The organism is Idiomarina aquatica, assembly GCF_003987185.1.
Classification (GTDB): Bacteria; Pseudomonadota; Gammaproteobacteria; order Enterobacterales; family Alteromonadaceae; genus Idiomarina; species Idiomarina aquatica.
Genome location: NZ_PIPS01000001.1, coordinates 864791 through 890630, shown reverse-complemented (window position 1 = coordinate 890630; position 25840 = coordinate 864791). Strand labels below are relative to the sequence as shown.

General features: G+C 50.7%; 19 protein-coding genes. 18 read left to right on the top strand and 1 reads right to left on the bottom strand.

The genetic code is table 11. The annotated features are described in order from the left end of the window. Nucleotides 1-541: 541 nt before the first annotated feature. Nucleotides 542-3481, bottom strand: coding sequence for a PKD domain-containing protein (locus CWE23_RS04070; RefSeq protein WP_126819590.1), 2940 nt, complete (start codon nucleotides 3479-3481; stop codon nucleotides 542-544). An 828-nt stretch (nucleotides 3482-4309) separates the two neighbouring features. Here CWE23_RS04070 and CWE23_RS04065 point away from each other — a divergent pair. The 18 genes from CWE23_RS04065 to CWE23_RS03980 all read left to right on the top strand — a co-directional run bounded on the left by CWE23_RS04065 (nucleotide 4310) and on the right by CWE23_RS03980 (nucleotide 25823). Beyond that, nucleotides 4310-4639 (top strand): hypothetical protein, encoded by a 330-nt coding sequence (locus CWE23_RS04065; protein ID WP_198678799.1) that lies wholly within the window; start codon nucleotides 4310-4312, stop codon nucleotides 4637-4639. Between the two features lie 111 nt (nucleotides 4640-4750). After that, nucleotides 4751-5473, top strand: a complete 723-nt coding sequence (locus tag CWE23_RS04060) for a YjbF family lipoprotein (protein WP_126819589.1) — start codon at nucleotides 4751-4753, stop codon at nucleotides 5471-5473. Further along, the gene (locus CWE23_RS04055; protein WP_126819588.1) at nucleotides 5473-6357 is read left to right on the top strand and encodes a capsule biosynthesis GfcC D2 domain-containing protein; all 885 of its coding nucleotides are present in this window, start codon (nucleotides 5473-5475) and stop codon (nucleotides 6355-6357) included. Before CWE23_RS04060 ends, CWE23_RS04055 begins: the two co-directional genes overlap by 1 nt. After that, entirely contained in the window at nucleotides 6354-8507 is a 2154-nt protein-coding gene (locus CWE23_RS04050; RefSeq protein WP_126819587.1) for a YjbH domain-containing protein, read from the top strand. The genes CWE23_RS04055 and CWE23_RS04050 overlap by 4 nt, the downstream gene beginning before the upstream one ends. 180 nt (nucleotides 8508-8687) lie before the next feature. Further along, nucleotides 8688-9071 (top strand): hypothetical protein, encoded by a 384-nt coding sequence (locus tag CWE23_RS04045; RefSeq protein WP_126819586.1) that lies wholly within the window; start codon nucleotides 8688-8690, stop codon nucleotides 9069-9071. After that, complete coding sequence (locus CWE23_RS04040; RefSeq protein WP_241970521.1) at nucleotides 9068-10879, top strand: polysaccharide biosynthesis/export family protein; 1812 nt, start codon at nucleotides 9068-9070, stop codon at nucleotides 10877-10879. The genes CWE23_RS04045 and CWE23_RS04040 overlap by 4 nt, the downstream gene beginning before the upstream one ends. Before the next feature lie 15 nt (nucleotides 10880-10894). Continuing rightward, entirely contained in the window at nucleotides 10895-11695 is an 801-nt protein-coding gene (locus CWE23_RS04035; protein ID WP_126819585.1) for an ABC transporter permease, read from the top strand. 100 nt (nucleotides 11696-11795) lie between these two features. Further along, complete coding sequence (locus CWE23_RS04030) at nucleotides 11796-12545, top strand: ABC transporter ATP-binding protein (protein WP_241970520.1); 750 nt, start codon at nucleotides 11796-11798, stop codon at nucleotides 12543-12545. A gap of 3 nt (nucleotides 12546-12548) precedes the next feature. Next, on the top strand, nucleotides 12549-13658 hold the full coding sequence (locus CWE23_RS04025) for a KpsE/RkpR family capsule polysaccharide export protein (RefSeq protein WP_241970519.1): 1110 nt from the start codon (nucleotides 12549-12551) through the stop codon (nucleotides 13656-13658). After that, nucleotides 13642-14859, top strand: coding sequence for a capsular polysaccharide export protein, LipB/KpsS family (locus CWE23_RS04020; RefSeq protein WP_157982905.1), 1218 nt, complete (start codon nucleotides 13642-13644; stop codon nucleotides 14857-14859). Before CWE23_RS04025 ends, CWE23_RS04020 begins: the two co-directional genes overlap by 17 nt. Before the next feature lie 5 nt (nucleotides 14860-14864). After that, complete coding sequence (locus tag CWE23_RS04015; RefSeq protein ID WP_126819583.1) at nucleotides 14865-16013, top strand: glycosyltransferase family 4 protein; 1149 nt, start codon at nucleotides 14865-14867, stop codon at nucleotides 16011-16013. Between the two features lie 42 nt (nucleotides 16014-16055). Next, nucleotides 16056-18038, top strand: a complete 1983-nt coding sequence (locus CWE23_RS04010; protein ID WP_126819582.1) for a coiled-coil domain-containing protein — start codon at nucleotides 16056-16058, stop codon at nucleotides 18036-18038. A 15-nt stretch (nucleotides 18039-18053) separates the two neighbouring features. Then, nucleotides 18054-19301, top strand: coding sequence for a coiled-coil domain-containing protein (locus CWE23_RS04005; protein ID WP_126819581.1), 1248 nt, complete (start codon nucleotides 18054-18056; stop codon nucleotides 19299-19301). A gap of 2 nt (nucleotides 19302-19303) precedes the next feature. Next, nucleotides 19304-19849 (top strand): dTDP-4-dehydrorhamnose 3,5-epimerase, encoded by a 546-nt coding sequence (rfbC, locus tag CWE23_RS04000; protein WP_126819580.1) that lies wholly within the window; start codon nucleotides 19304-19306, stop codon nucleotides 19847-19849. A gap of 32 nt (nucleotides 19850-19881) precedes the next feature. Continuing rightward, the gene (locus tag CWE23_RS03995; protein WP_126819579.1) at nucleotides 19882-22359 is read left to right on the top strand and encodes a glycosyltransferase family 2 protein; all 2478 of its coding nucleotides are present in this window, start codon (nucleotides 19882-19884) and stop codon (nucleotides 22357-22359) included. A 1-nt stretch (nucleotide 22360) separates the two neighbouring features. Beyond that, a complete protein-coding gene (locus CWE23_RS03990) occupies nucleotides 22361-23347 on the top strand; it encodes a hypothetical protein (RefSeq protein WP_126819578.1) in 987 nt (328 codons plus the stop codon). Nucleotides 23348-23465: 118 nt separating this feature from the next. After that, nucleotides 23466-25064 carry an aldolase catalytic domain-containing protein gene (locus CWE23_RS03985; protein WP_126819577.1) on the top strand — a complete coding sequence of 533 codons (1599 nt, stop codon included), beginning with the start codon at nucleotides 23466-23468 and terminating at the stop codon, nucleotides 25062-25064. 9 nt (nucleotides 25065-25073) lie between these two features. Beyond that, nucleotides 25074-25823 carry an HpcH/HpaI aldolase family protein gene (locus tag CWE23_RS03980; RefSeq protein ID WP_126819576.1) on the top strand — a complete coding sequence of 250 codons (750 nt, stop codon included), beginning with the start codon at nucleotides 25074-25076 and terminating at the stop codon, nucleotides 25821-25823. Nucleotides 25824-25840 lie beyond the last annotated feature (17 nt).

The window sequence follows — 25840 nt, the reverse complement described above, 5'->3', positions numbered from 1 at the left end:
GGAATAGGCTCCGCTTCGCTCCGCGGTTTAGGGCTGCGCCGGTTTAGGGCCTTCGGCCGGGATGGGCTCGCTTCGCTCCGCGGGATCGGGCTGCGCCGGTTTAGGGTTTGATCTTTATCCCGCGAGCGAAGCGAGCCTAGGCCAGCCGAAGGCTCTATCCCGCGAGCGAAGCGAGCCTAGATCAGCCGAAGGCTCTACCCCGCGAGCGAAGCGAGCCTAGGTCAGCCGAAGGCTCTACCCCGCGAGCGAAGCGAGCCTAGGCCAGCCGAAGGCTCTATCCCGCGAGCGAAGCGAGCCTAGGTCAGCCGAAGGCTCTATCCCGCGAGCGAAGCGAGCCTAGGTCAGTCGAAGGCTCTATCCCGCGAGCGAAGCGAGCCTAGGTCAGCCGAAGGCTCTATCCCGCGAGCGAAGCGAGCCTAGGCCAGCCGAAGGCTCTATCCCGCGAGCAAAGCGAGCCTAGGTCAGCCGAAGGCTCTATCCCGCGAGCAAAGCGAGCCTAGGTCAGCCGAAGGCTCTATCCCGCGAGCGAAGCGAGCCTAGATCAGCCGAAGGCTCTAAATCGCGAGCGAAGCGAGCCTAACAACGCCAGCAAAATAACCAGCCAGCCGCTGCTGCCGCCGCTGGAGCCGCCGTTGTCCGGTTCGGTGACCGGTGGTGGCTCGACCGCTGCGGCTTCTGCACTAAACTCAAACGATGCCGTATCGCTGGCGCCGGATGGGTCGGTAACAGTCACTTCTACGGTGTACGAGCCCTCTTCATTGGCGGTTACGGTCAACTCATCAGTATCCGTGCCGGATAAGGTCAAGTCGTTACCGGAAACCTGCTCCCAGGAGTACGTCAATTCGTCACCGTCGGGGTCGGAAGCCGAAGCACTTATTACCAAGCTGTCCCCAACCTCGACAGTCGAGCTGTCGGCACTGACTGAAACCGTTGGTGCCTGGTTGACGCTACCGCCGCCACCATCGCCCTCAGCGACGGTTAGATCCAAAGAATAGACAATCTGGCCACCATCAACATAGTCCAGCGCTATCTGAAACTCGTAGTCATCGGCATCCAGTTGCCCCAAGTTAAACACAAACCGGTTGCCGTCCTGTGACTCGGGCGTATCGTAAACAACGTCTTCGGCTCCGGGGACTAAACGACGGATCTCCAAGGTGTCCCAGAATGAGTTATCCTCAAGATCGGCGAGGGTAACTTCCAGCAGGATATCAACCCCTTCAACCAACTCCGACAACACTTGCACGTCTTCAACACGGTTGCCATCTTCGGCGTAGCCGCTCAAGTTTAAGGTAACACGCTGGTCGGCGCGGTCACCCCAACGAGCAATCAGCTGCCAGGTGCCGTTCGCGTCAATATTAACCGGGTCACCTTGTACCTCAATAACACGTTGATTGGCCGTATCACCTTCGGTCACCGTGTATGAAAAATTCGGTAAAGTAATATCGCCGGCCTGCTCAACCGTTACCGTCGCATCCGCCGGAAGGTTATTCAGCAAGGCTGAAATTTCGTAGGGTTGTTCGTCCAGCAAAAATTCACCGTCTTCGAAAAAGCCATAAGGCAGGCCTTTGCCTGGTTGTTCTGGGTCATCGGTCACCCAAACAACGGACGCTACGGCGTATTCATTGTAACGGGTGTCGACCAGCGCCAAGGGTAAATGGAAGGGGTTACGCTGGTCGTCAGCCGCCAGTTCCAGCGCGATTTCTGCCGGGGATTTAATAAAATTCAGCGTCGCCGTACGCTCGCTACCGCTACCACTGATACTCACATCAAACCACTGTTGTGCCTGCGCGATGCCATCGGCCAGTGCCGGACGGCCGCCTGCTGCGTCGTTAAACAACGCCAGTGCGATGTCGCTGTTAGCTACCGTATCGTCCGATACAATAAAGTCGATGGTTTGCGCCAGACTACTGTCGTACACCCACAGGCTGTTATTCTGCACCAGCAGGTAGGCAGGCTGAGAACCACTTTGATCAATATTAGCCTGGTATTCAGCCACCGGCCGATAACCGGAATTGGCGGCGTCCGTCGCTTCCAGCACACAGGCGCGCAGCGTTGAGCTGTCACTTAACGAACCGCTGGCAACACCGCTACTGGCATCGGTGCCGTCGGCAATTTGCGCGGCGGTGAAAAAGCGGTTGTCATTACAGGAGCGGTCAAGCAGCACGTAATCAAGGTTGTCGTTGGTGGCAAAACTTAACACCCCGCCACCGTCGCCGGCGGGGGTCAGGCTCATACCGGTATAATCCTGAAGGCTCGAGTAGGCCACGGCCCAAGGTAGCGTCAGCGCTAAACCACGGCTGGCGTCGGCGGATTCGGTGACTTCGGCCGGGGCGCCGGCCGATTCACCGTCGATGACCACATCCGGGTTGGAATAAATCGGCGCAGACTCACATTCAGCGGTGGCAAACACGTCGGTGCAACTGCTTTGATACGCCATGGTGGTGTAAAACTGGCCTTCGGGCTCGATGTAACCGTAAGGGATATGATTATCAAACGACTCGCCGGCACCGTCTTCGTTGTTGGCCAGGGTGTAACGGTCGTGGTACAGACCTAAGTTGTGGCCGAGCTCGTGCGCAAAGGTACTGTTCCCCAAACAGCCGTAGTTGGTGTAAGCCACCTGAAAATCCAGCGAGGTCGAGTTAAATTCGTTATTCAAATCGATATCATTGGCAACAAATGCCTGTCCACACACCTGGTCGGTGATGCCGATGTAATGCACAACGTCAGCGTCGTAGATGTCTTTAAGCCGTTGCACTTCGCCACTGGCGACCAGTTCATCAAGGATATCCTCGGTCGGCGAGTTAATGTAGCGGTCGGTGGTGCTTGGCAGGTTGATCGCGTGAGTTGCGGCCAGATTGTGCTCAAACGGCAACTCAGAGTTACTGAAAATGGTCTGGGTGAGATTCATCGCCCCCTGCAAATCGGTTTCGAACTGACGGCCAATCATATTAACCCGTGCCGGCAGCCGCGGATCAAACAACACCAATGTGTCAACGCGGTTAAGCCCGTCGTCGATCGGAGCGGGGGATAATTGAGGTTGGGGACTCGTGCCGGAGGCACGAGCTACGCCTTCGTACCTTGTGCCTTCGGCACGAGCGGTCGAATCAACATCCACAGAAGGTTGCAGCGGCTCTTTCCGTACCCCATTCACTGTCTTTATTTCGGAACCGTTGTCGGACTGATAAATCTTCGTAATGGAACCATCGGCATGTTGCAACACCGTCAGAGTGACATCCGGCCCCTGTTGGACAAAACCGCGGTAGGCGTTTTTACCATTTACCTGGCGTAGTGTCTCCAGAACCAGAAAGCCACGCTCGGGCAGACTGCTGTCCGCAATTTTAAGCGTTTGACCGGCAACGTTCAGAGTAGAACCGACAATCAAATTACCCTGAGTCATCATCGAATGAACATCGGGGTACTGGGTTTCAGCTGCCGCAGGCAATGCCAGCAACGCGGCAAGCGCAAGAGGTTTTAATGTCATACAAAGGTACCAAATGAGATGTTGAGTTGTTAACACGATTTAAACATTTTATACAACCGACAACAACTGTCTCCGAGCCTACGGCTGGTTTAGGCGCTTTGCGCGGTTTAGGCTCGCTTCGCTCGCGGGATAGAGCCTACGGCTGGTTTAGGCGCTTCGCGCGGTTTAGGCTCGCTTCGCTCGCGGGATAGAGCCTACGGCTGGTTTAGGCGCTTTGCGCGGTTTGGGCTCGCTTCGCTCGCGGGATAGAGCCTACGGCTGGTTTAGGCGCTTCGCGCGGTTTGGACTCGCTTCGCTCGCGGGATAGAGCCTACGGCTGGTTTAGGCGCTTCGCGCGGTTTAGGCTCGCTTCGCTCGCGGGATAGAGCCTACGGCTGGTTTAGGCGCTTCGCGCGGTTTAGGCTCGCTTCGCTCGCGGGATAACGATAAAACCCCAAGCCGGCGCAGCCCTATCCCGCGAGCGAAGCGAGCCCACTCCGGCCGAAGGCCCCAAACCGCGAGCGAAGCGAAGCCCACCCCGGCCGAAGGCCCCAAACCGCGAGCGAAGCGAAGCCCATCCCGGCCGAAGGCCCCAAACCGCGAGCGAAGCGAGCCCACCCCGGCCGAAGGCCCTAAACCGCGAGCGAAGCGAGCCCATCCCGGCCGAAGGCCCCAAACCGCGGAGCGAAGCGAAGCCCATCCCGGCCGAAGGCCCCAAACCGCGGAGCGAAGCGAAGCCAAAAAACCGCTTGCAAAACAGGCCGCTTCGCGCTACGTTTGTAGGTAATCAACCACAGGTGTGTGGTTTGATTGGCCAATCGATAACAAACACATATTGAGGTGTTTTACATGATGAAGAAGTTAGCAGCTGCAATCGCAGCAACCATGCTGGCTGCCTCTCCTGTAATGGCAGAACCATTGCCATTACCACAGGAAGAAGGTGGTGCTGGTACAGCCGGAGGCGGTGCTTCTGGTAGCGCAGCCGGTGCTAGTGCCAGTGCAGCAGCCGCTGGTGGCATCAGCGCCGGTGCAATCGCTGCAGGTGTAGCGGCAGCAGCGGTAGCGGCAGCAGCAATCGCTGAGGCAAACGACGATGATGATATCGTTCCGCCGCCTCCGCCACCGCCGCCGCCAACAACAACGACGACAACCACCACAACAACGACAACGGGCGGTTAATTCCACTCAGTCGTTAGGTTGTAAGGTAAATGAAAAACCGCTGTTCACGCAGCGGTTTTTTTTATACCCTAAAACCAGCTTTGCGCCATAAAAATAGGATTCTGACAAATAATGCAGCGCATCAACTCAACAGGCACAAAAACGGTACTGGCGACATTGGCGGCAGGATTAATGTTAACCGGGTGCAGTGCTTATGTTAAAAGCGTGCAAAATACCCTCGAATACGCCGTTTTTGGCGCAGACTCGGTGACACTTACCGATACCCAGATAAATAATCTGACCTACGCCAGTCAGTACGTGACCATCGAGAACCAACCGCGAGCGGCGGTGGTGCTTGGTTTTGTCGACGGTGAACGGCACACCTACGTTTCAGCCAATAACGAATCGGTGGTATTACGACACGGGCGAATGCTCGAAACCGAAGGGCTGGACAGTCCGTTCGACGCCATCGAGCGGCCCTTGAAAAGCGTGCATGATCAATCAGCGGATCCGTTAGTCTGTCTAACCACTGCGGCGCGTGATTGCGAAAAAACCTGGCAGGCAACCGTGTATGTCGGCGAAGGCATGGACGAACAAAGTTATCACATCCGCAGTGAATTCCGTCGCGGTGACACCGAAACCCTGACGCTGCCGGGGGACCGTCGCATCGAAGCAACCCGTTGGACGGAGCACTTAACAGCAACGCTGGCGGGGCAACAATGGCACTATCAAAACCACTATTGGATCAGCCAGCAACAGCCGCGGGTGGTTAAATCAACACAACAGCTGACGCCTGACTTTCCTCGTGCCGAGTGGGTAGAGCTAAAACCCTATGTCACGAACGGAGGTCAATAGTGGCGTTGCGTATACGGTTGAAACGATTAATGACATGGGCGCTGTTCGTGAGTGGTACAGCGCTCGCCGAACAGCCGCCGTTGACGCTGGATGTGGTGTATCCCAACGGTGAACAGCAGCAGTACAGTGTTCCGCCGGGTACTCGACTGACCGGCGTGATCAAACCATTGCTCAGCCGGGCTGGTGAATTTGACTGGGTAGCCAGCCGCATTGGCTCGCAACAGTTGCAATACGATTTACAAGGCATGATCGAGCAAGCCCGCCAGCATTTGAACGCCATCGAGCGTTACGCCCGCGGCGAGAATAACGCAGCGTTAGTGCAAGCAGCGCAGCAGTTGCAACAGCAGCTCCAGCACAGTGACTTTTACGCCAGTTACTATCTTGGCATCCCTTGGCAGACCATGCGCTTGCAACAAGGCAGTAACCCGGTTCTCGCCGATAATCAGCAGAGCCAACACTTTCGTCTGAAATTCGCTCAGCGCAGCGCGGTGGTTGAATGGTTTGGGGTGACTCAAAATCCCGGCACGCCGGTGTTACAAAGCCCGGCCAACGACAACCGTATTCAGAAGCTATTGCGGCAACATCCCCCCGGCGCCGCTGCAGAGCCTGGATTTGTCTGGCAAATTAACAGCAACGGCAGTGTCGCCCATCGGCCGGTAGCTAATTACAACAGCCATAAACTCGCGCGTTGCTACGACCATCGTCGGCAGCAACCATTGGCGTTGGCTAACCCACACGACTGTCCGGTGCCGGCCCAACTGACCGGCGGCACATTACTTTACATCGGCCTGGACGAATCCGAGTTGCCGCAGCAACTCACCGGTATTAATGAACTTATGGTACGCATCTTAAAACATTACGACGCAGCAGGACGTAACGAATGAGCCGTTTTTCGCCATTAACCCGTAAGGGGCTGCTAACCTCAGGCATGGTCGCGCTGAGCCTCACCGGCGCTGCCCAGGCGCAGGACATTCCGGATTATTTACGCTACGAGCCTACGCAAACCGATGTCGGCGGTACCGGGCTATTACAAATGCCGTCGGCACGCATGGCTCGGCAGGGCGAATTCAGCGTGTTTTATTACGACAACGACGAATACCGGCGCGTTGGTCTCAGCCTGCAATTGTTTCCCTGGTTGGAAACCATCATTCGCTACAACGACGTGCGTACCCGGCTTTATAATCCCAACCCCGACTTTTCCGGTGACCAAACCTACAAAGACCGCGGCGTTGATGTGAAATTCCGACTCTGGGAAGAAACCCAGTACCGTCCCGAAGTGAGCGTTGGCTTACGCGATTTCGCCGGCACCGGGCAGTTCTCCGGTGAGTACCTGGTGGCCTCGAAGCGCTGGCACGATTTCGATTTCACCCTCGGTATCGGTTGGGGTTATTTAGGCCGCAGCGGCAATATCGATAACCCCTTTTGTAAACTCACCGACTCCTATTGCGAGCGACCTGGTGGGTTCCGGGGTGAAGGCGGCAGCTTTGAATACGACGAATGGTTTAAAGGTAATGCCGCGCTGTACGGCGGTGTCGAATGGCAAACGCCGTGGGAGCCGTTGAGCGTCAAAGTTGAATACGACGGCAACGACTACAGCGATGAATCGTCACGCACGCCGATCATACAGGATTCCAACTGGAACCTCGGGTTGCATTACCGGCTGCACGAATACGCCAACGTACAGGTCAGTTTCGAGCGCGGTAACACCGTCATGTTTGGTTTTAACCTACGCACCAACTTTAACGACATCACCCAATACAAACAGCGCCCGCGTAAGCGTTTGGCAGAAGATCTCGATAACACCCGCCGGCCGGTGTACATCGACCAACTGGATGCCGACCGCCTGGCGGGCGAGGTGTATCGCGAAACCGGTTGGGTCAGTGCCGAACTGACCATCGATGACGACGGTAAAACCCTGAACAGCTACGGTTATCAAACCCGTTATCGCGATCGCGACGAAAGTGATGAACGCACCGGCCGGCTGTTGGCCACCAAACTGCCAGAGTCGATAGAAGCGTATCGCCTCATCGACGCACCGTATGGCATTAAACTGCGGCAAACCACCATCGACGCTGACAAAATTAAAGCGGCGATGCGTGCTGAAACCATAGACGCCGATGCCAGAGAAGCCATTCAGCGCGGCGATATTGACACCATCGCCACACAAGGGCGACAGTTGTCTCGACGCGATACCGACTGGAATATGCCGTCATTCAGCGTGCGCCCCTATATTCAGCAATCCTTTGGTAGTCCAGAAAACTTTTACATGTACGAGCTGCGTGCTGACGCGTACAGCACCTGGGAGATCAAAGAAAATCTCTTTGTCGATGGTCGCGCTGCACTGCGTTTGGCCGGCAACTACGATGAGTTCAACTTTTTGGTCACCGACGAAGATGCGCCGCTACCGCGGGTTCGCACCTTTGTCCGTAGTTACGTCGAATTCTCCGATATTTGGCTGGAAAACTTACAGGCGACCTACCTTAAGCAGTTGAATAAAAACTGGTATGCCTCGGTGTATGGCGGCTATTTCGAGCGGATGTTCGGCGGTGTTGGCAGCGAGATCTTATATCGTCCCTACAACCAGGGCTGGGGCATTGCTGCCGACATCAACTGGGCGAAACAACGCGACTTCGACAGTCATTTCGGCTACCGTGACTATGATGTCATCACCGGGCACGTATCGGGCTACTGGCAGCCGGAGTTCCTGCCGGACACCATGGTGCGGGTGGCGGCCGGCCGCTTTTTGGCCAAAGACTGGGGCGTGCAGGTCAACTTCGAACATAAGTTTGACAGCGGCGTCATCGTCGGTGCCTATGCCGCCAAGACCAACGTGTCGGCGGAAGATTACGGTGAGGGCAGCTTTACCAAAGGCTTTTATCTGAGTCTGCCGTTTGATTTGTTCCAAATCCGTGACTCAAAAGGCCGCGCCACCGTGGGCTGGACACCGCTTACCCGTGACGGCGGACAGATGCTGATGCGCCAACGCACCTTATTTGGTGTTACCGACGGACGTGATGCTTTTTACAGCAATTAAACAGTTTTTAACAAATCGGACTGCTCAAGGTCTAGATAGCCGGCGCCTGCGTCGGTACAATAACGCTCAATTAAGATGTACCTATTTATCGGCCTTTGGGAACCGCAACCCAAGGGCGGTAGCGTGCCCAAAATTCATCCAACAAGGCACAAAACTGCACAGCAAAGGGAATCAAAACCTGTGAATGTACCCGTGACCATCAAACGAACTCTGCTCGGAACGGCGGCCATGTTGTTAAGCGCATGTGCCTCGCAAACCGACACCAGCCAGTGGCTGAACAGCGACAGTATTGATTATCTGACGCCGGCCAGCAGCCGCGACGTGCGTTTTGCCCAGGTGGGAGAAGTCGTCGATATTGCTACCCAGGGACGGCAGCAGTTTCAGGCCAAAGTCATTAACCGTTATTTTGCCGCCAGTGGTCGTTACTGTGTGCGGTTGCAGGCCGTTGATACGCAACGCATAGCTTGCGACTACAGCGCCGCGCAGACACCGGATGCCAATCCACGTTGGGGGCTAACGCCGGCGTTCGAAAGCCGGGCGCTGACCGAGGGGGGCTCACAATGAAGGGTTTACGCGTTATCGCTCTAAGCGCATTGATGGGGGCGGGTATGCTCAGCTCGACACTGGTCACCACCGCTCAGGCACAAAGTTTGTCGGATCTCAGCCCCGAACAACGGGCTGAAGCCGAGCAACGCATGGCATCGCAGTCCGGTCAGCAAAGCGAACAAAGCCTGCCGCCGCAAGTGAATCCGCAGGTGTTTTCAGCATCGGGACAACAGCTGTCCCCGCTGACCGGGCAAAATGTGCAGCAACCGGTCCGCTCAAGCTGGCGCACCGGCACCTATGGCCCGGTAATGGAAGAAATGCTGTCGGAGCAGGAGCGCGCCGCCATTAAGCCCTACGGTGCCGAGTTGTTTAGCGGCGGTTTCCGGGGCATGCGTTCAGACGGGTTAAACCCGGAATATCAAATCATGCCGGGTGATCAAATCACGCTGCGGGTTTGGGGCGCAACCGAAGTACAGAGCATTCTGCCGGTCGACGCGCAGGGCTTTGTCTTTATCCCTTCCGTTGGGCCGGTAAAAGTGCAGGGTACCCCAGCCGGGCAATTAAACAGCGTTATCACGCGTGCGATTAAAACCGTCTACCCCAACGAAGTCAACGTCTACACCAACGTACAGGGGGTGCAGCCGGTCGCGGTGATGGTCACCGGTAAGGTCAATCGTCCCGGCCGTTACGCTGGCGTACCGAGCGACTCGGTGTTGTACTTTCTGGATCAGGCCTCGGGCATCGACAACGAACTGGGGTCCTACCGCCGCATCGATTTAATGCGCGACGGTAAGGTGCTGAAAACTCTGGATCTGTACGACTTTTTACAAAACGGCCAGTTAAAGCACCCACAACTGAAAGAAGGCGACACCTTATTGGTGCATGAGCGAGGCCCGAAAGTGACCGTTTATGGCGATGTGGGCCGCGCCTATCACTACGAATTGGTTGAAAACCAAGCCAGCGGTGCCAGCATTGCCGAGTTGACCAAGCTGAACCCGGGCGTGTCGCACGCGTTGCTGGTTGGTACCCGTGGGGTTAATCCGGTAGCCGACTATTTTACCCTGCAACAGTTTCAGCAGACACAAGTCACGGACGGTGACGAGATCGCCTTCTTTGCCGACGTGCGCGCGGATCAAATCGTAGTGCAGGTAGAAGGCAGTTACCTTGGGCAGTCGTATTTTGTGTTGCCGAAAGGCGCGCGCTTACTGGAATTTTTAAACACCGTCGCGATTGACCCGAAAGAAACCGATTACAACAGCGTTTCGATCCGCCGTCAGAGCGTAGCTGAGCGCCAGAAAAAAGCATTGGAAGAAAGCCTCGACCGGCTAGAGCAAACCTACCTGGGGGCGCCGTCATCGACCGCCGAAGAGGCGCAGGTACGGGCGCAGGAAGCTGAATTGATCAGTCAGTTTGTGGAAAAAGCCCGCGACACCAAACCCACCGGCCGCCTGGTGGTCACCAATAACGATCAATTGGTGGACATTCGGTTGCAGCACGGTGACGTGGTGACGCTGCCAAAACGTACCGACTCGGTGCTGATCAGCGGCGAGGTGTACGTGCCACAATCGGCGGTGTTTGTGGATAATAAAACGGTGTGGGATTACATCGACGGTGCCGGTGGCATCACCCAGCGCGCCGACGATGACCGCATTTTAATCGTGCGTCAAAACGGTGAAGTGGTGGACGCCGACGAGGCGCAACTGCGCGCCGGTGACGAAATTCTGGTATTGCCAGCGGTCAGCAGTAAAAACATCCAGTTGGCTCAGTCGATTTCGCAAATTGTCTATCAAATCGCGGTGGCCACCAAAGTGGCACTGGACTTATAGGCCGCTGACAGCGATATGAGCATTCCGCACGCCAAGCAGCGGTCACCGTACCTGGTAACCTGGCACGTATACAGCGCGCTGTTTATGCGCGAGTTTAGTGCGCGCCTGACTCAGGATCGCTTTGCGCCGGTGTGGTTGTTTCTGCAGCCTATCTTGCACGTCGTATTACTCGTTGCAGTACGCGATATGATTGGTCGTGGAAGGTTGGTGCCTGGTGTGGAGTTTATTCCGTGGTTGGTAATAGGCCTGTTGACGTACTTTAAGTTCCAAGCGCTATGGAACCGAGGCATGTCAGCGATTAATGGCAATAAAGCTCTGTTCTGTTACCGTCAAGTGCATCCTACAGATACCGTGATAGTTCGCTGTACAATGGAGGGGGTTCTACATAGCATTGTAGCTCTAATAATGATAACCATATTTGTGCTACTTGATTTTAATATGATACCCCATAAACCCTTGGAAGCTATTCAAGTGTGGTTAGGTGTGGCGTTGTTAGGGTTAGGCTTTGCTCTGTGCTTCTCTGTTTTGGTTACATTTTTTCCTGAGGCAGGAAAAATTGTTAGTCTGGTTTCTTTACCACTTTACCTTCTCTCGGGAGTTATGATCCCAATGCAAATGATGCCTCGGGCTATACAGGAATATCTGCTGTATAACCCAATGTTGCATGCAATTGAACTCATCCGCGGCAGCTTTTTTTCGACCTATCATATGTTGCGAGGAGTTGAACTGAGTTATGTGTATGAATGGGCTATATGCACAATTCTATTGGGTCTAATGCTGCACGTTAGGTTTAAAATGCGGATGGTGTCACGATGAACGCCGTTCGTAGCTTGCGCCTTGGGCGCAAGCAATGCTGGCACAAGCACTATGACTTGCGCCAAAGGCGCAAGCTACGTAGACACAATGAGGTGCAAGGGTGAGTGAATTACCGATGCTGGAGGCGCGCAATGTCTGGAAGCGCTATCACGGCCCCTTTGGCGGTGGCTGGGTACTCAAGGGCCTTAACTTTAAAATTCCCCGTGGCGTATCGGTGGGTATTGTCGGTAAAAACGGCGCCGGCAAATCCACCTTGTTGCAATTGCTGGGCGGCATGGACAAACCCGACAAAGGCGAAATCATTGAACGCTGCCGCATCAGCTGGCCGATTGGTCTAAGCGGCGGTTTTCAGGCATCGATGACCGGCCGCCAGAACGTTAAGTTTGTAACCCGCATACAGGGTGGCAACAAGCACGTTGACGAAGTCATCAAAGAAGTCGAAGACTTCGCCGAGCTGGGGCCGGCCTTTGACAAGCCCATCGCAACCTATTCCAGTGGTATGAAATCCCGGCTGGGGTTCGGGCTGTCACTGGCGTTCGATTTTGACGTTTATCTGTCGGACGAGGCTACAGCCGTCGGTGACGTCACTTTTAAAGAAAAAGCCACGAAGGCGTTTCAGGATCGGGTTGGCCGTTCCAGCCTTATTATGGTGTCGCACCAGGTTAAGATCCTGCGCGACCTGTGTCAGTCAGGCATCTTTTTGCACAACGGCGAAGCCATTTGGTACGACCAACTCGATGATGCGCTGGACGCCTACTACGAAAGCATCGGCCGGGTGCCGGCACACAAAAAGAAAAAGGGCCGCGGTAAATACGACCGCAGCAACCTAACCGAAGACGACGAGGATTAAGCTTTGCTGAGCAAATTACTGCGTTTTGCACGCCGCTTTACCAAACGACAGCCGCACTGGGCTTTGGCGGGCGTGTTAATTGTCATCGCCGCCATTTATTGGGGACTGATCGCAACCGACCGCTACGTGTCACGCGCTCACATCGTGTTGGAAAGCCCCGAAGTGAATCTGTCGAGCATGAACATCTCATCGCTGTTAAGCGGTACCCAGGGCTCGGGTGATCTGTTGTTACTGCGCGACCATCTGCTGTCGGTGACGATGTTAAAAAAACTGCAACAGGATCTGGATCTCCGCAGCCACTATTCACAACAGTTTATTGACCGTTGGTCACGACTCGGCAGCGCCGATGTGCCCATCGAGCACTTCCATGAATACATGCTAAAACACATCAGCGTCGAATTTGATGAGTATTCAGCCATTTTAAAAATTCAGGTGGAAGCCTATGACCGTGAGATGGCAACCAACATTGTGCAAGCGTTGCTGGATGAAGGCGAACAGCACATGAACCGAATGGGTCAGCGGCTGGCCGAAGAGCAGGTCGAATTTATCGACGAGCAGGCGAAAATTGCGGAACAACGGTTGTTTGATGCGCGCGAACGATTGCTGCAGTTTCAAAACGAAAAGGGCCTGGTAGCACCCACTCAAACGGTACAGGCGATCTTCAGTACGGTATCGCAGTTGCAGGCACAAACCGCCGCGTTAGAGGCGCGGAAAAAAGCGTTATTGAGCTATCAAAGCCCACAGTCGCCAGAGGTGATGCGGCTAAGCAGCGAGATCCGCTCGTTAGAAGAACAAATCCAGTTAGAGCAGGACAAATTGGCGAAGCAAACCGGTAACGCGCTGAACCAGACCTCGGCCGAGTACGAAACCCTGCAACTGCGGGCTGAGTTTGCGTTACAGTTGTACACCACCACTATTACCGCGCTGGAAAGTACCCGCATCGAAGCGGCCCGGAAGCTCAAACAGGTGTCGATACTGGAGTTCCCGACTCAGCCGGAGTATTCAACCAAGCCGGAGCGCATGTACAACTGGGTGGTATTCCTGTTATTTACCCTGTTTATCGCCGCCATCGTACATCTGGCCCGCGCGATCATCCGTGACCACAAACACTGATCCCGATGGCACGTCGCACCCCGACGTTCGTAGGTCGCGTCCTGACGCGACAGAAACATCCGTGCGCCAAGGCGCACGCTACGGGGTTTACATCGTCGGCGTCAACAAACTCTGGAAGTCGTCCTGGCAACGCTTTTTCGGGCACCTAAAGCCAATCTACGTCAGCAAGCCAGACCAGGTACCCGAAGGCGCTACCGCCTTAATCTGGGGGCTAAAAACCCCAGACAGCGCCTTTCACCCCAAGGTCACCGTTTACCGGGTAGAAGACGGCTTTATCCGCTCGGTCGGCCTGGGGGCCGAATTTACCCAGCCGTGCTCCTGGGTTATCGACCGCCGTGGGCTGTATTTTGATGCCACCCGGCCGTCGGATCTGGAGCATATGCTGCAGCATGAAACCTTCAGTGACGCGCTGCAACAGCGTGCTGAAGCATTGATACAACAGCTTAATCAAAGCGGCATCAATAAATACAACACGGGTAATACCCACTGGCCGCAGGGCGCAGCGCTGCAAGCGCATGCCGAACAAAAACAACAACGCATTTTACTGGTACCGGGGCAGGTCGAAACCGACGCCAGCATTCAGTTAGGTTCGCCGCAGCTAAAAACCAACATCAGCCTGTTGCAGCGGGTACGCGAGGATAACCCGCAGGCACTGATCATTTATAAGCCGCATCCCGACGTTGTCGCCGGCGCCCGCGGTAAAGGCCGGCACGAGCAAAAGGCCAGCGATTACGCCGATGTTATTGTGACCGACGTCAGCATCAATCACGTGCTGGCGATCGCCGACGAAGTGCATACACTGACCTCATTAACCGGCTTTGAAGCACTGCTGCGCTGGCAGGGTCAGGTCAATAAACAGGTTCATTGCTACGGCCAGCCGTTTTACAGTGGCTGGGGGTTAACCCGGGATCATCTGCCTAACCCGCGCCGCAGCCGCCGGCGGAGCCTGGCCGAGCTGGTCGCGGCCAGCCTCATTTGTTACCCACGGTACAGTATACCCGGGTACGCTGACAGCCGGGACAACCGCACGGCCGAGGTAGGCCCTGAAGAGGTTATTAACTGGTTATCTCACAGGTTATTGAAACAACAGCGAGAGCAGTCATCGACAACAGCATTTACGGTCCGCGCCAAAACCCGCCTTATCAGCACCGCGAAACGGCTGCTGCGGCGCGTGATAAAACACATGCTACGCCGGTACTAACCGACATGGCACAAGCGTCCGGATTAACGCAAAAGCGGGTCGCTTTTGTCGGCAAAGAAGTCAGTGTGATGCTTGGCTTCCGCGGCGAGTTAATGCGTGAGCTAGCCGCCAAAGGCCATAAGATCTATGCCTTTGCGATTGATTATACCACCTCCAGCGAAATGAAAATTCGTGAGATGGGGTTTATTCCGGTGCGCTACTCGTTGGACGGTTACTCACTCAACCCGCTCAACGAATTGCAAACCTTATGGCAATTGTACAAAGCGTTTAAACAGCATCGCATCGACATCAGTTTTTGTTATTTTGCCAAGCCGGCTATCTACGGTACGCTGGCTGCCTGGTTCGCGCGGATACCGCAGCGTATCGCGAAAATTGAGGGGCTGGGGCGACCCTTTACCGTCGCGGCCCACAAGCCCAGCCTGAAAATGCGGCTGGCAAAAAAAATACAGTGCTGGCTGTTCAGACTGGCTTTGCCACGCTCGACCGCGTTGATTTTGCTGAACCATGACGATCAGGCGGATCTGAAGCACCATTGCAACGTCGACTTACCCAACACCGTGGTGTTGGGCGGTATTGGCGTGTGCTTCGAACGCTTTGCCCATACCGAGGTGCCGCTAAAACCGTTAACCTTTGTGTTTGTCGGGCGGCTGCTCAACGAAAAGGGCATCCGTTATTTTGTGCAGGCCGCCGAGCGCATTAAAAAACGTCATCCTAACGTGCGTTTTTCCGTGGTGGGCGCCGCCTCACCACAGCACGGTATGTCGCAGCAAGAACTGAACCACTACGTTGATAAAAAAGTGATTGTGCATCACGGTCAGGTTGATAATGTAGTACCTCATATTCAGCAAAGTAGCGTGTTTGTGTTGCCCTCCTACTACCGTGAAGGGCTGCCGCGCAGCACTCAGGAAGCCCTTGCCGTCGGCCGTCCGGTGATCACCACCAACGGCCCCGGCTGCCGTGAGACCGTGGACGAAGGCATTAATGGCTACCTGGTGCCGCCACACGACGTGGATGCGCTGGAGCAGGCGATGCAACGCATGATTGATAACCCAGACGCATTGATTGCGATGGGCCGCGCCAGTCGTAAAATGGCTGAAGCGCGCTTTAACGTGCGTGATGTAAACCGCAAATTGATAAAAATATTAAAACTCTAATCCGATTAAAAACAGAATCTAACGAATACGGGTACACCCTAGATGACAGAGATAATGAGCGTTCATGTGTTTGCCGATACGGCAACACCAGCCACTGCCAAGCAGATTGCCGAGAAGTTGCAAACCAGTGACGACACCGTTCACGTGTTTTACAGTCACCCTAGTGTGTATGTAGCGCACGGGCTAGAGCAGGGAAAAAAAGCCGCAGACGTGTGTAGTGATTGGTTAAACGGCATTAACGAAGCCCTCCAGGCACAACGTAAAAACCGTCGAAAAGTGCGGTTACTGTGTTTACAGGATGCACTGGAACACCAAGATGCACTGGCCGAACAAACCGAACTGGACAGCAACGAGTTAGCAGTTTTTGATGTAAGCCCCGGCCATCTGACCTTGATGGCGGGACACCAGTTAGTGCTGCAAAATAACGACATCATGGCCATCATCGAGCAACTGGAGGCCAGCACTCTGCAGCTATCCGAACAGGCCTACCACGTCGATGTGGATGTCGAAAGCGTTCTACAACAAGCCAATGACACCGTCGCTCGTGCATCCAGCACAAGCCAAGAACTCGAAAAAATCAAAAAAGAGCGCGATGACGCCGTGGTTCGCGCCTCCGGCACGAGCCAAGAACTCGAACAACTCAAAAAAGAACGCGACGAAGCCGTAACTCGTGCCTCTGGCACGAGCAACGAACTAAAAGAAGCCAAAGAAGAAAACGAATTACTGTTACTCCAGTTGCAGCAAGTACAAGAGGAATACGAAACTTCCTTGGATAAGCAGCAAGAGCTCAAAAATGCCAAAGATGAGGCCGAAGCCCAGGCATCTGTACTGAATAAAGAGCTGGAACAAATCAAGCAGGAGCTAAGCAATAGCATTAAACGCGCTGACGAAGCAGAGAAAAAAGCTGCTGACGTTTCAATGTTAAAAAACCTGGAAAGCGAAAATGAACTTCTGCTTAATGAGTTGCAAAATATTCAGGAAGAGCTCGAAAGAAAGCAAATAAAACAAAGTGAATTGTTGAAAACAGAAGATTCATTGAAAAAAGAAAATGATGAGATCTTTGAGCAATTACAAAAACTTCAGGAACAGTTTGAGACAGAGGTAATAAGTAACGCAGAGGCACTAAAAAAAGCTGAAAAACGAAACCGCGAGATTAATGAAAAACGCATGGCAAATGAAAAGAAAATAGATGCAAAATACAAAGAGCAAATCGCGACATTAAAAGCTGACAATAAAAAGCTGCTCAAACAACTGATGGACACTCAAGCACAGTTAGAAGTGGCCCTTGCCGATACCGTCAGCAAAAAGCAACTGAACCAAGCGCACAAAGAACGCAACGAAGCCGTAGCTCGCGCCTCTGGCGCGAGTAAAGAACTCGCACAACTTAAAAAAGAACGCGATGAAGCGGTAGCTCGCGCCTCTGGCGCGAGTAAAGAATTACTGGCCCAAAAAGAAGCCGAAATTGCCAGACTCAACCAGCAACTCATCACCCTGGAACTGCAAACTCTGAACCAACAGTTTCAGGCATCAAACACCCGCACAGAAGAAACGCAGCAGACAGCAGAACCGGTAATTACTGCAACACGAGATACGGACAGCGCAGCATCCGCAGAAACGGCAACCTCCGTTGCAATGGAACCGACTACCACAAAGCAACCAGCCAAACGCGCGCTGTCGTCACGCATTAAAAACCGGCTTAAGCTGGGCAAACGCAAAGGCAGTGACAAAAACGCATGGATCAAGGAGCAGGCTGCACAACTACAAAGTTCGAAATATTTTGACGGCCAATGGTATCTGCAACAATATCCCGACTTGCAGGAAGCCGGGGTAAATCCCGCTGAACATTACCTGCGTTTCGGTGGTTTCGAAGCACGAGACCCCAGCCCGAAATTTAACAGCGCCTTTTATCTTGAGCAAAACCCCGATGTAGCGCAGGAAGGAGTAAACCCACTGCTACATTTCGTCTTGTACGGGGAGGCAGAAGGACGGCTGCCAAAGCCTCAACCGAAAAACACCAATAAGTAACGGGGCAGTAAAGTCATGGCAGCAAAACATCCGTTCGCAGCAATAACATTTGATTCCGTGGTCTACCTTGGCGCTGGCTATGGTGAGAACCTGGACGAGTTACTGACGCAAATTAACGCCAACCACTGGCACCTGGTGGAAGGCGACAGCAAAAAACACAAACCGTTGCAGCAAGCGATGAACGCACTGCAAAACAGCGACAAAGTTACCCTGCACAAACATGTAGTGTCCGACGATGGAACAACAAAGACCTGGTTCAGCTATAATTTGGACGAGTTCAGTGGTTTAAAAAAAGCCAAGGAGCTTGATCAACTATTCCCCGGGTTAAAGTTGAAACAGGAAAAAGCCGTTGATACCCAGGCATTGCCGGATTTTGTGCGGCAACTGGAACTAAGCAGTAAAGAAAACAACCTGCTGATTGTTGACCTGCCAGGACAGGCATTGGAGCTGATTGAGTCGATACTGAAAGCCGGCCAAAAGCCATTGTTCTCACAGATGGTGCTAACCACCACCACCGAACAAGCCTTTGAGCAAGGCGGTACGCTTGAGCGAATCAAACAATGGCTGGATAAACAAGGGTACCATACCCGTAACGAGCCATACGACGATCCAGACTTCCCGGTTCTGTGTTACTCCTTCGATAAATACTCAGCCGCCGAGTTCGCCAAACTTAAAAAAGAACGGGACGAAGCAGTAGCTCGTGCCTCCGATGCAGAGAAAGAACGCGACGAAGCCGTAGCTCGTGCCTCTGGCACGAGTAAAGAACTCGAACAAATCAAAAAAGAACGCGACGACGCCTTAGCCCGCGCCTCTGGCACGAGCAAAGAACTCGAACAAATCAAAAAAGAACGCGACGAAGCCGTAGCTCGTGCCTCCGGCACGAGTAAAGAACTCGAACAAGTGAAAAAAGAACGCGACGACGCCGTAGCTCTTGCCTCCGGCACGAGTAAAGAACTCGAAAAATTAAAGCATAATCTAACCCAAACATCGGAGCAGTTGGAGAAAACCGCCGCCGAACTTTCAAAACTAAAAATTGAGCTAAAGCAACTTCAATCCGAAAAACAGGATTTAACACAAAAACTAGAAATAAAATCAAAACGAAACACAGAGCTTGAGCAAGCAAATTATAAACTTGCAGAAGAAAACGAAAAAACAAAGTTAAATCAGGATGCCATTGGCAGAGAAATGCAAAAAGTCGAAGCTCAAGTCGAGGTGCTTAAAGATATTTTATTCAAAATCAGATCCGAGGAAGGAAACAAATAATTATGGACTATAAACAGCTAGAAATCCCAGACGTCGTATTACTGACTCCAAAAGTTTTTGGTGACGAACGTGGCTTTTTTATGGAAACCTTTCGCCAAGATGAGTTTGTAAAACATTGTGGTAATTACGAATTTGTTCAAGACAATCACTCAGCGTCTAAGCAAGGTATTCTGAGGGGCCTCCATTTTCAACATCAAAACCCACAAGGTAAGCTGGTAAGAGTTACCCGAGGCGAAGTATTTGATGTGGCGGTTGATATGAGAGAAAGCTCTCCAACATTCGGTCAATGGGTCGGTGTACATCTTAACGAAGACAATAAACAAATGCTTTGGGTACCGCCAGGGTTTGCACACGGTTTTTATGTAACCAGTGAATATGCAGAATTCCAATATAAATGTACCGATTATTATGCCCCCGGTGACGAATATTCGTTACTATGGAATGATAAGACTGTGAATATTAAATGGCCGATCATTAATGGTAAAGTCGAGCTTTCGCAAAAAGATGAAAATGGCTCAGTCTTTGATGACATTAAAAAATTTAAGTAAACAGATTCTCGTTTAAGATGTCAGGAGAACAAATGACTAAGGGAAACGGCGGTTCAAGGAAGAAGACAGTTTTTTCTAAAGCTAATAAGTTATTTAGGGATGGAAAATTAGAGGCTGCAGAAAAACAATACTATAGAGCGCTTTGGGTATCGAAAAGTGATGCCGTAAGTGACTTCATATTATTTAATCTATCGATTCTTTATAAACGTCAAGAAAAGAGTTGTGAATCCTCTGCGCTAGAAAATCTATTAAGGATAAAAAATAATAAGAAAGAGTTGGTATCATTAAAACATGAACTTATCAATAAATTCAGGCTAGATAAAGAAAAGCTCATTATAAATGCGAACCTAAAAAATGAAAATAATAGTTTCAAAGCATTAAATGATGACCCAAGTTTTTTATTGAGCCTTGAAAACCCCGTTCTTAGAGGTTTTCAACTCGTAGGGCTTAAGCTAAAACTACTGTCTGAAAGAAAAAACTATACGACGCGATTATATCTGGATTATGGAGACGGATTTAATGAAAACGATACTGTTAATATTTTCGGAAAATCGGAAGAGCAAGTTTCAAGAGTTATATTTTTAAAGGCTCCCGTTAAATCAGTCCGTATTGACCCTATCGATCATAAAGATGAATTTGTTTTAGATAGTTTTTCGTTTGGCGAAATAGACCATCAATTTGCTAAAGACACAATGATGGTTGGTTTGCTAGATAATGAAAAGGTTCCAAATTTAGGCGATAATTCGCAAAACGCGAATGAAAAATTATATACTGATTATGATGCTCATTTGGAACCGAAAGCCAATAAAGTTAGTTATAAAGACTGGATCAAGCAGGTCGAATTACCAAGTCTACCCTCTAAAAAGCAAGTCCAACGTGATATTCAACAATGGCAGCACAAACCACTGTTCTCGATTGTTATGCCGACCTATAACACGGATGAACAGTACCTTCGCGAGTGTATTGAATCGGTATTAAATCAAAGTTACCCGTACATCGAGTTTTGTATCGCTGACGATAATTCTCCAAAGCCCCATGTTGTGAAAGTAATAGATGAATACGCTAAGGCGGATAGTAGGGTAAAAGTCGTCAAAAGAGTTGAGAATGGCCATATTTCAAGGGCGACAAATTCTGCCATAGAGGTAGCAACGGGCGACTACATTGTCCTGCTGGATCATGACGATATGCTAGCAAAACACGCCCTTTACTTTATGGCTGAAGCTATTAACCATCATCCAGATGCAAAAATTTTGTACAGTGATGAGGATAAAATCGATCAAGAAGGAAATCGTTCCAGCCCGCATTTTAAGTGTGACTGGAACCCAGATTTATTCTTCTCACAAAATTATGTCTCACACCTCGGGGTCTACAAAACCGAGATTATTAAAAAGATTGGAGGCTTCAGAACCGGGGTTGAGGGTTCGCAAGATCAAGACTTGCTGTTACGGTGTCTTTCGCATGTCAAAGATAATGAAATACATCACATTCCGCGCATCCTCTATCATTGGCGCATGCTAGAAGGTTCAACCGCATTGGCGTCAGGCGAAAAAAGTTACACAACTGAAGCGGGTATTAAAGCCTTGCAGGACTACTTTACTGATAATGGCCCATCCGGGGTTAAGGTCGAGGCTGGCTTAGTCCCCAACACTTATAAGGTAAACTGGCCGTTACCAGACAAGGCTCCTAAGGTGTCACTGCTGATACCGACGAGAGATCGAAAGGCCATTACTGAAGTTGCGGTGCGTAGCATTTTGGAAAAAACCACATACCCAAACTACGAAATCGTTATTTTGGACAACGGAAGTGTCGAGCCCGAAACGTTAAGCTTTTTCAGACAGATCCAAGAAGAAGATGAGCGTGTTAGCGTATTACGTTACGACCATCCCTTTAATTATTCGGCCATTAATAACTTTGGTGTTAAACAGACGTCGGGCGAATTGGTAGGACTAATAAACAACGATATAGAAGTTATTAATCCCGAGTGGTTAACAGAAATGGTAAGTCACGCTATCCGGCCAGATATCGGTTGTGTGGGGGCAAAGCTTTATTATTCAAATGGCCAAATCCAGCATGGCGGTGTTATCTTGGGAATTGGTGGTGTAGCAGGTCATTCTCATAAGTATTTTGACACCAGTGCGTCTGGCTATTTTTCACGATTAAAGCTCACGCAAAACTTATCGGCTGTAACAGCAGCTGTATTGATAGTTAGACGAAATACCTACTTAAAGGTTGGTGGTCTCAATGAAAAAGATTTAAAAGTTGCGTTTAACGACGTAGATTTTTGTTTGAAAGTTCGGCAGGCAGGCTATCGTAATTTATGGACACCATATGCTGAACTTTATCATCATGAGTCGATTAGTCGCGGTCATGAAGACACCAAGGAAAAAAAGGATCGATTTAAAACTGAAGTGAATTATATGGTTACTATATGGGGTGGAATATTAACCCAGGATCCTTTCTACAATCCACACTTGACAACAGAAAAAGAAGATTTCTCTATTGGTATTTAAAATGATTTATTCAATTGATTACGATAATGGGAAGTTATCAGGTTGGGTTTCTGAACCTCGCTATATCAATAATAAGATTAGTATAAGCGATGCTTTAGGAAGAAATTTTATAGTGCCAATAGATCAGAATCGACCTGATGTCTTAAAACTAGAGCTCACAAAAAATATCAAATGTGGATTTGATACATCTAGAATATTTAACGATAATTTAGAAGGTAATTTTTTTACATTATTGTTAAAGGCTGATGACGAAAAATTTGAGATTATTAAGTTTTGCGGTTCATATTTAGAATGGAGAGATAAGTTCGAACAATTTCAAGTTACTGATCGGAAAGACTTTTCCATTCAGAGCTTATCTACAGAACAGATATTCGAGAAATATCCAGATATAATAGCCTTTAAGTTATTAATGATAAGACTTAGAAGAGGGAAGCGCGCTTTTGGGTGGAGAGGAAGGTTTGATGGTAAAAGTTATCAGTATATAGATAAGGACTGGAAGTTTTTTGAGTCTTTTTTTATAAAAAATTTTAACGTAATATCCAAAATCTTAACTGTCAGAAGTCTCTGGTCGGTCGTTCAGACATTTATAGATTTTGGAGATATAACCCAACGGGCATGCGCTCTAGCTATATCAAATTCCTTATTTACTGAAAGGTTTGCTAATACGTTTAGATTAATTTATTCAATTAAGCCCGAAAAAAACCCTAACCTTGAAAAACAGATTCATTATTGGGGTGGTATGCTTTCAAATAGAATAGTACGTGATGATGCGTATGATATTTATATTACTCAAAATTTAGAAGTTTTAGACTCATGTCCGGTTTTAAAGGCAACCTTTATGCTCATTCTCTTGGAATCAACTAAATCTGAAAGCTCTATTCTGGCAATGAACTTAAAGTTTAGTGACTATTTCCGAAGTGCGATAGAGCATTATGAGTCTTTATTTAAAGAGTATTTGAATAACCTCGATTATCCCAAAGCTTGTTGATCTTTAGCACTGTGTTTTTGATGGCTAAATGATTACAAATTTTTAGCTAGTTATATAGAGTGGCGATATTTTGAAATTTAGAATCGAATTTAATTTTTTGAAAATGTAGGTGAACTCAATGAAGTTGTTAGATTGCACGTTAAGAGATGGCGGTTACTATAATGCCTGGAACTTTGACCCTGAGCTGGTCAACGAGTATCTCGAAGCCATGGAGGCTGCCGGTGTCGATATGGTGGAGCTTGGTCTGCGCTCATTAAAGAACAGCGGCTTTAAAGGCGCTTGTGCGTACACTACGGACGACTATCTGTGCAGCCTACCAATCCCGGCTCGCTTAACGGTTGGAGTCATGGTCAATGCCAGTGAATTGGTGGGCCTTGAATCAATGACGACTGCGCTGGAAACGTTGTTTCCGGCCTCAGCATCGGATTCGCCGGTTGATTTAGTCCGTATTGCCTGCCATGTGCATGAGTTTGAGGAAGCGCTGGACGCGGTAAGTTGGCTAAAAGATAAGGGCTACTTGGTCGGTTTTAACCTGATGCAGGTAGCTGATAGAAGCGAAGCGGAAATTAAAGCGCTTGCAAAAGTGGCCTCGGGTTATGAGCTGGACGCACTGTACTTCGCCGATAGCATGGGCAGCATGAGTCCCGATCAAGCGTCTGACATCATTGGCTGGCTGCGCAGCGAATGGAAAGGCGAGTTGGGTATCCACACTCATGATAATCTGGGTCTGGCACTGTCTAACACCCTGCGAGCACTGGATGACGGCGTGACTTGGGTTGATGCTACGGTAACCGGTATGGGACGGGGACCGGGTAACTCGCGCACCGAAGAGCTGGCAATTGAGATTGCGCAGCGTCGCGGAACACCACTGAATATCGTGCCACTGATGACCATCATCCGTAAGTACTTTAAGCCGATGCAACAGCATTATGGCTGGGGTACGAATCCATACTACTACTTGTCAGGCAAATACGGTATCCACCCGACCTATATTCAGGAAATGCTCAGCGACGCTCGTTTCAGCGAAGAAGACGTGTTGGCCGTGATTGAGCACCTGCGTAAGGAGGGCGGCAAGAAGTTCAGCTTTGATACGTTAGATACGGCGCGTCATTTCTATAATGGTGAGGCATCAGGCGGCTGGTCCCCATCGTCGGTGTTTGAAGGTCGGGAAGTTCTGTTGATAGGCACGGGGCCCGGTATAAAAAGTCATAAGGTAGCTATTGAACGTCATATCAAAATAAATAAACCGCTGGTTCTGGCACTTAATACCCAATCAGATATTGATGCTAGTCTTATCGATATTCGTATTGCCTGTCATCCAGTCAGGCTACTGGCAGATTGCGACCAGCACGCGAAGTTGCCCCACCCGCTGATAACGCCATATAGTATGTTGCCTGATGATGTGAAAAGCTCGTTAAGCTCTAAAGAAATTTATGATTTTGGTTTGAATGTTAAAGCGAATACTTTTGTATTTAATGAGCATTCCTGTACGGTTCCGACATCGTTAGTTGTGGCGTATGCGTTAGCGGTAATAAACAGTGGTAAAGCATCTTCTGTATCGATGGTCGGATTTGATGGGTATGGTGCGGATGATCCGCGAAATGTTGAAATGAACGCGCTGTTCCATACGTATGTTGAGTCGGGTGATGTTGTGCCGTTGACATCACTGACACCAACGCGGTACTCGTTGCCAGCGAAAAGCATTTACGGCTTGTGAGAGGGATAAATGTCACTAAAAGAAACGTTTCAGGCTCGAACCGCACTAGGGTGTTTTAGTAAGACCACCGACAGTGCGTTCGTTGAGGCATGCGGTTATGCGGGGTTGGACTTTATCATTATCGATATGGAGCATGGTCCAGTATCTTATGAAACGGTCCATAACCATGTAAGAGCAGCTAAATTAGGCGGAGTCCATTCAATTATCCGGGCTAAGTCGAATGACGAGCACAGCATAGGTAGTGCATTGGACTCGGGGGCTGATGGCGTTCAAGTGCCAAACGTTAATACGGTTGCACAGGCCAAGCAAGCTGTTTCGGCGGCCAAGTTTCACCCGAAAGGCAGTCGCGGTGTGTGCCGTTTCGTGCGTGCAGCAAACTTTGGAACGCAGGACAAAAGTGATTATTTTTCATCAGCGAATGAAAAGTTACTGATCTTGCAGGTTGAGGGGGTAGAAGGCGTCAATAACCTAGAAGAGATCCTTGCGATTCCGGGCATTGATGTACTGTTTATCGGCCCATACGACTTATCGCAATCAGTCGGTAAACCGGGCGAAGTTGATGCTCCGGAAGTGACCGAGTTGATGCAGAAAATAGCTGAGCAAGCAAAGGCAGCAGATGTCGCGCTGGGAACGTTTTGTGATAGCCTTGAAAACCTTAAAAAATTTAAACAGCAGGGCTTTGACTACATCGCCTACTCGGTCGATGTGAATATTTTTACCGAGGCATGCAAATTTATTTTCACCTCGAACCGCTGTTGAATACACAATTTATATAG

Coding starts and splice junctions, on each gene's coding strand:
- CWE23_RS04070 (WP_126819590.1), bottom strand. CDS start 3,481: ATGACATTAAAACCTCTTGCGCTTGCCGCGTTGCTGGCATTGCCTGCG.
- CWE23_RS04065 (WP_198678799.1), top strand. CDS start 4,310: ATGATGAAGAAGTTAGCAGCTGCAATCGCAGCAACCATGCTGGCTGCC.
- CWE23_RS04060 (WP_126819589.1), top strand. CDS start 4,751: ATGCAGCGCATCAACTCAACAGGCACAAAAACGGTACTGGCGACATTG.
- CWE23_RS04050 (WP_126819587.1), top strand. CDS start 6,354: ATGAGCCGTTTTTCGCCATTAACCCGTAAGGGGCTGCTAACCTCAGGC.
- CWE23_RS04040 (WP_241970521.1), top strand. CDS start 9,068: ATGAAGGGTTTACGCGTTATCGCTCTAAGCGCATTGATGGGGGCGGGT.
- CWE23_RS04035 (WP_126819585.1), top strand. CDS start 10,895: ATGAGCATTCCGCACGCCAAGCAGCGGTCACCGTACCTGGTAACCTGG.
- CWE23_RS04015 (WP_126819583.1), top strand. CDS start 14,865: ATGGCACAAGCGTCCGGATTAACGCAAAAGCGGGTCGCTTTTGTCGGC.
- CWE23_RS04010 (WP_126819582.1), top strand. CDS start 16,056: ATGACAGAGATAATGAGCGTTCATGTGTTTGCCGATACGGCAACACCA.
- CWE23_RS04005 (WP_126819581.1), top strand. CDS start 18,054: ATGGCAGCAAAACATCCGTTCGCAGCAATAACATTTGATTCCGTGGTC.
- rfbC (WP_126819580.1), top strand. CDS start 19,304: ATGGACTATAAACAGCTAGAAATCCCAGACGTCGTATTACTGACTCCA.
- CWE23_RS03995 (WP_126819579.1), top strand. CDS start 19,882: ATGACTAAGGGAAACGGCGGTTCAAGGAAGAAGACAGTTTTTTCTAAA.
- CWE23_RS03990 (WP_126819578.1), top strand. CDS start 22,361: ATGATTTATTCAATTGATTACGATAATGGGAAGTTATCAGGTTGGGTT.
- CWE23_RS03985 (WP_126819577.1), top strand. CDS start 23,466: ATGAAGTTGTTAGATTGCACGTTAAGAGATGGCGGTTACTATAATGCC.
- CWE23_RS03980 (WP_126819576.1), top strand. CDS start 25,074: ATGTCACTAAAAGAAACGTTTCAGGCTCGAACCGCACTAGGGTGTTTT.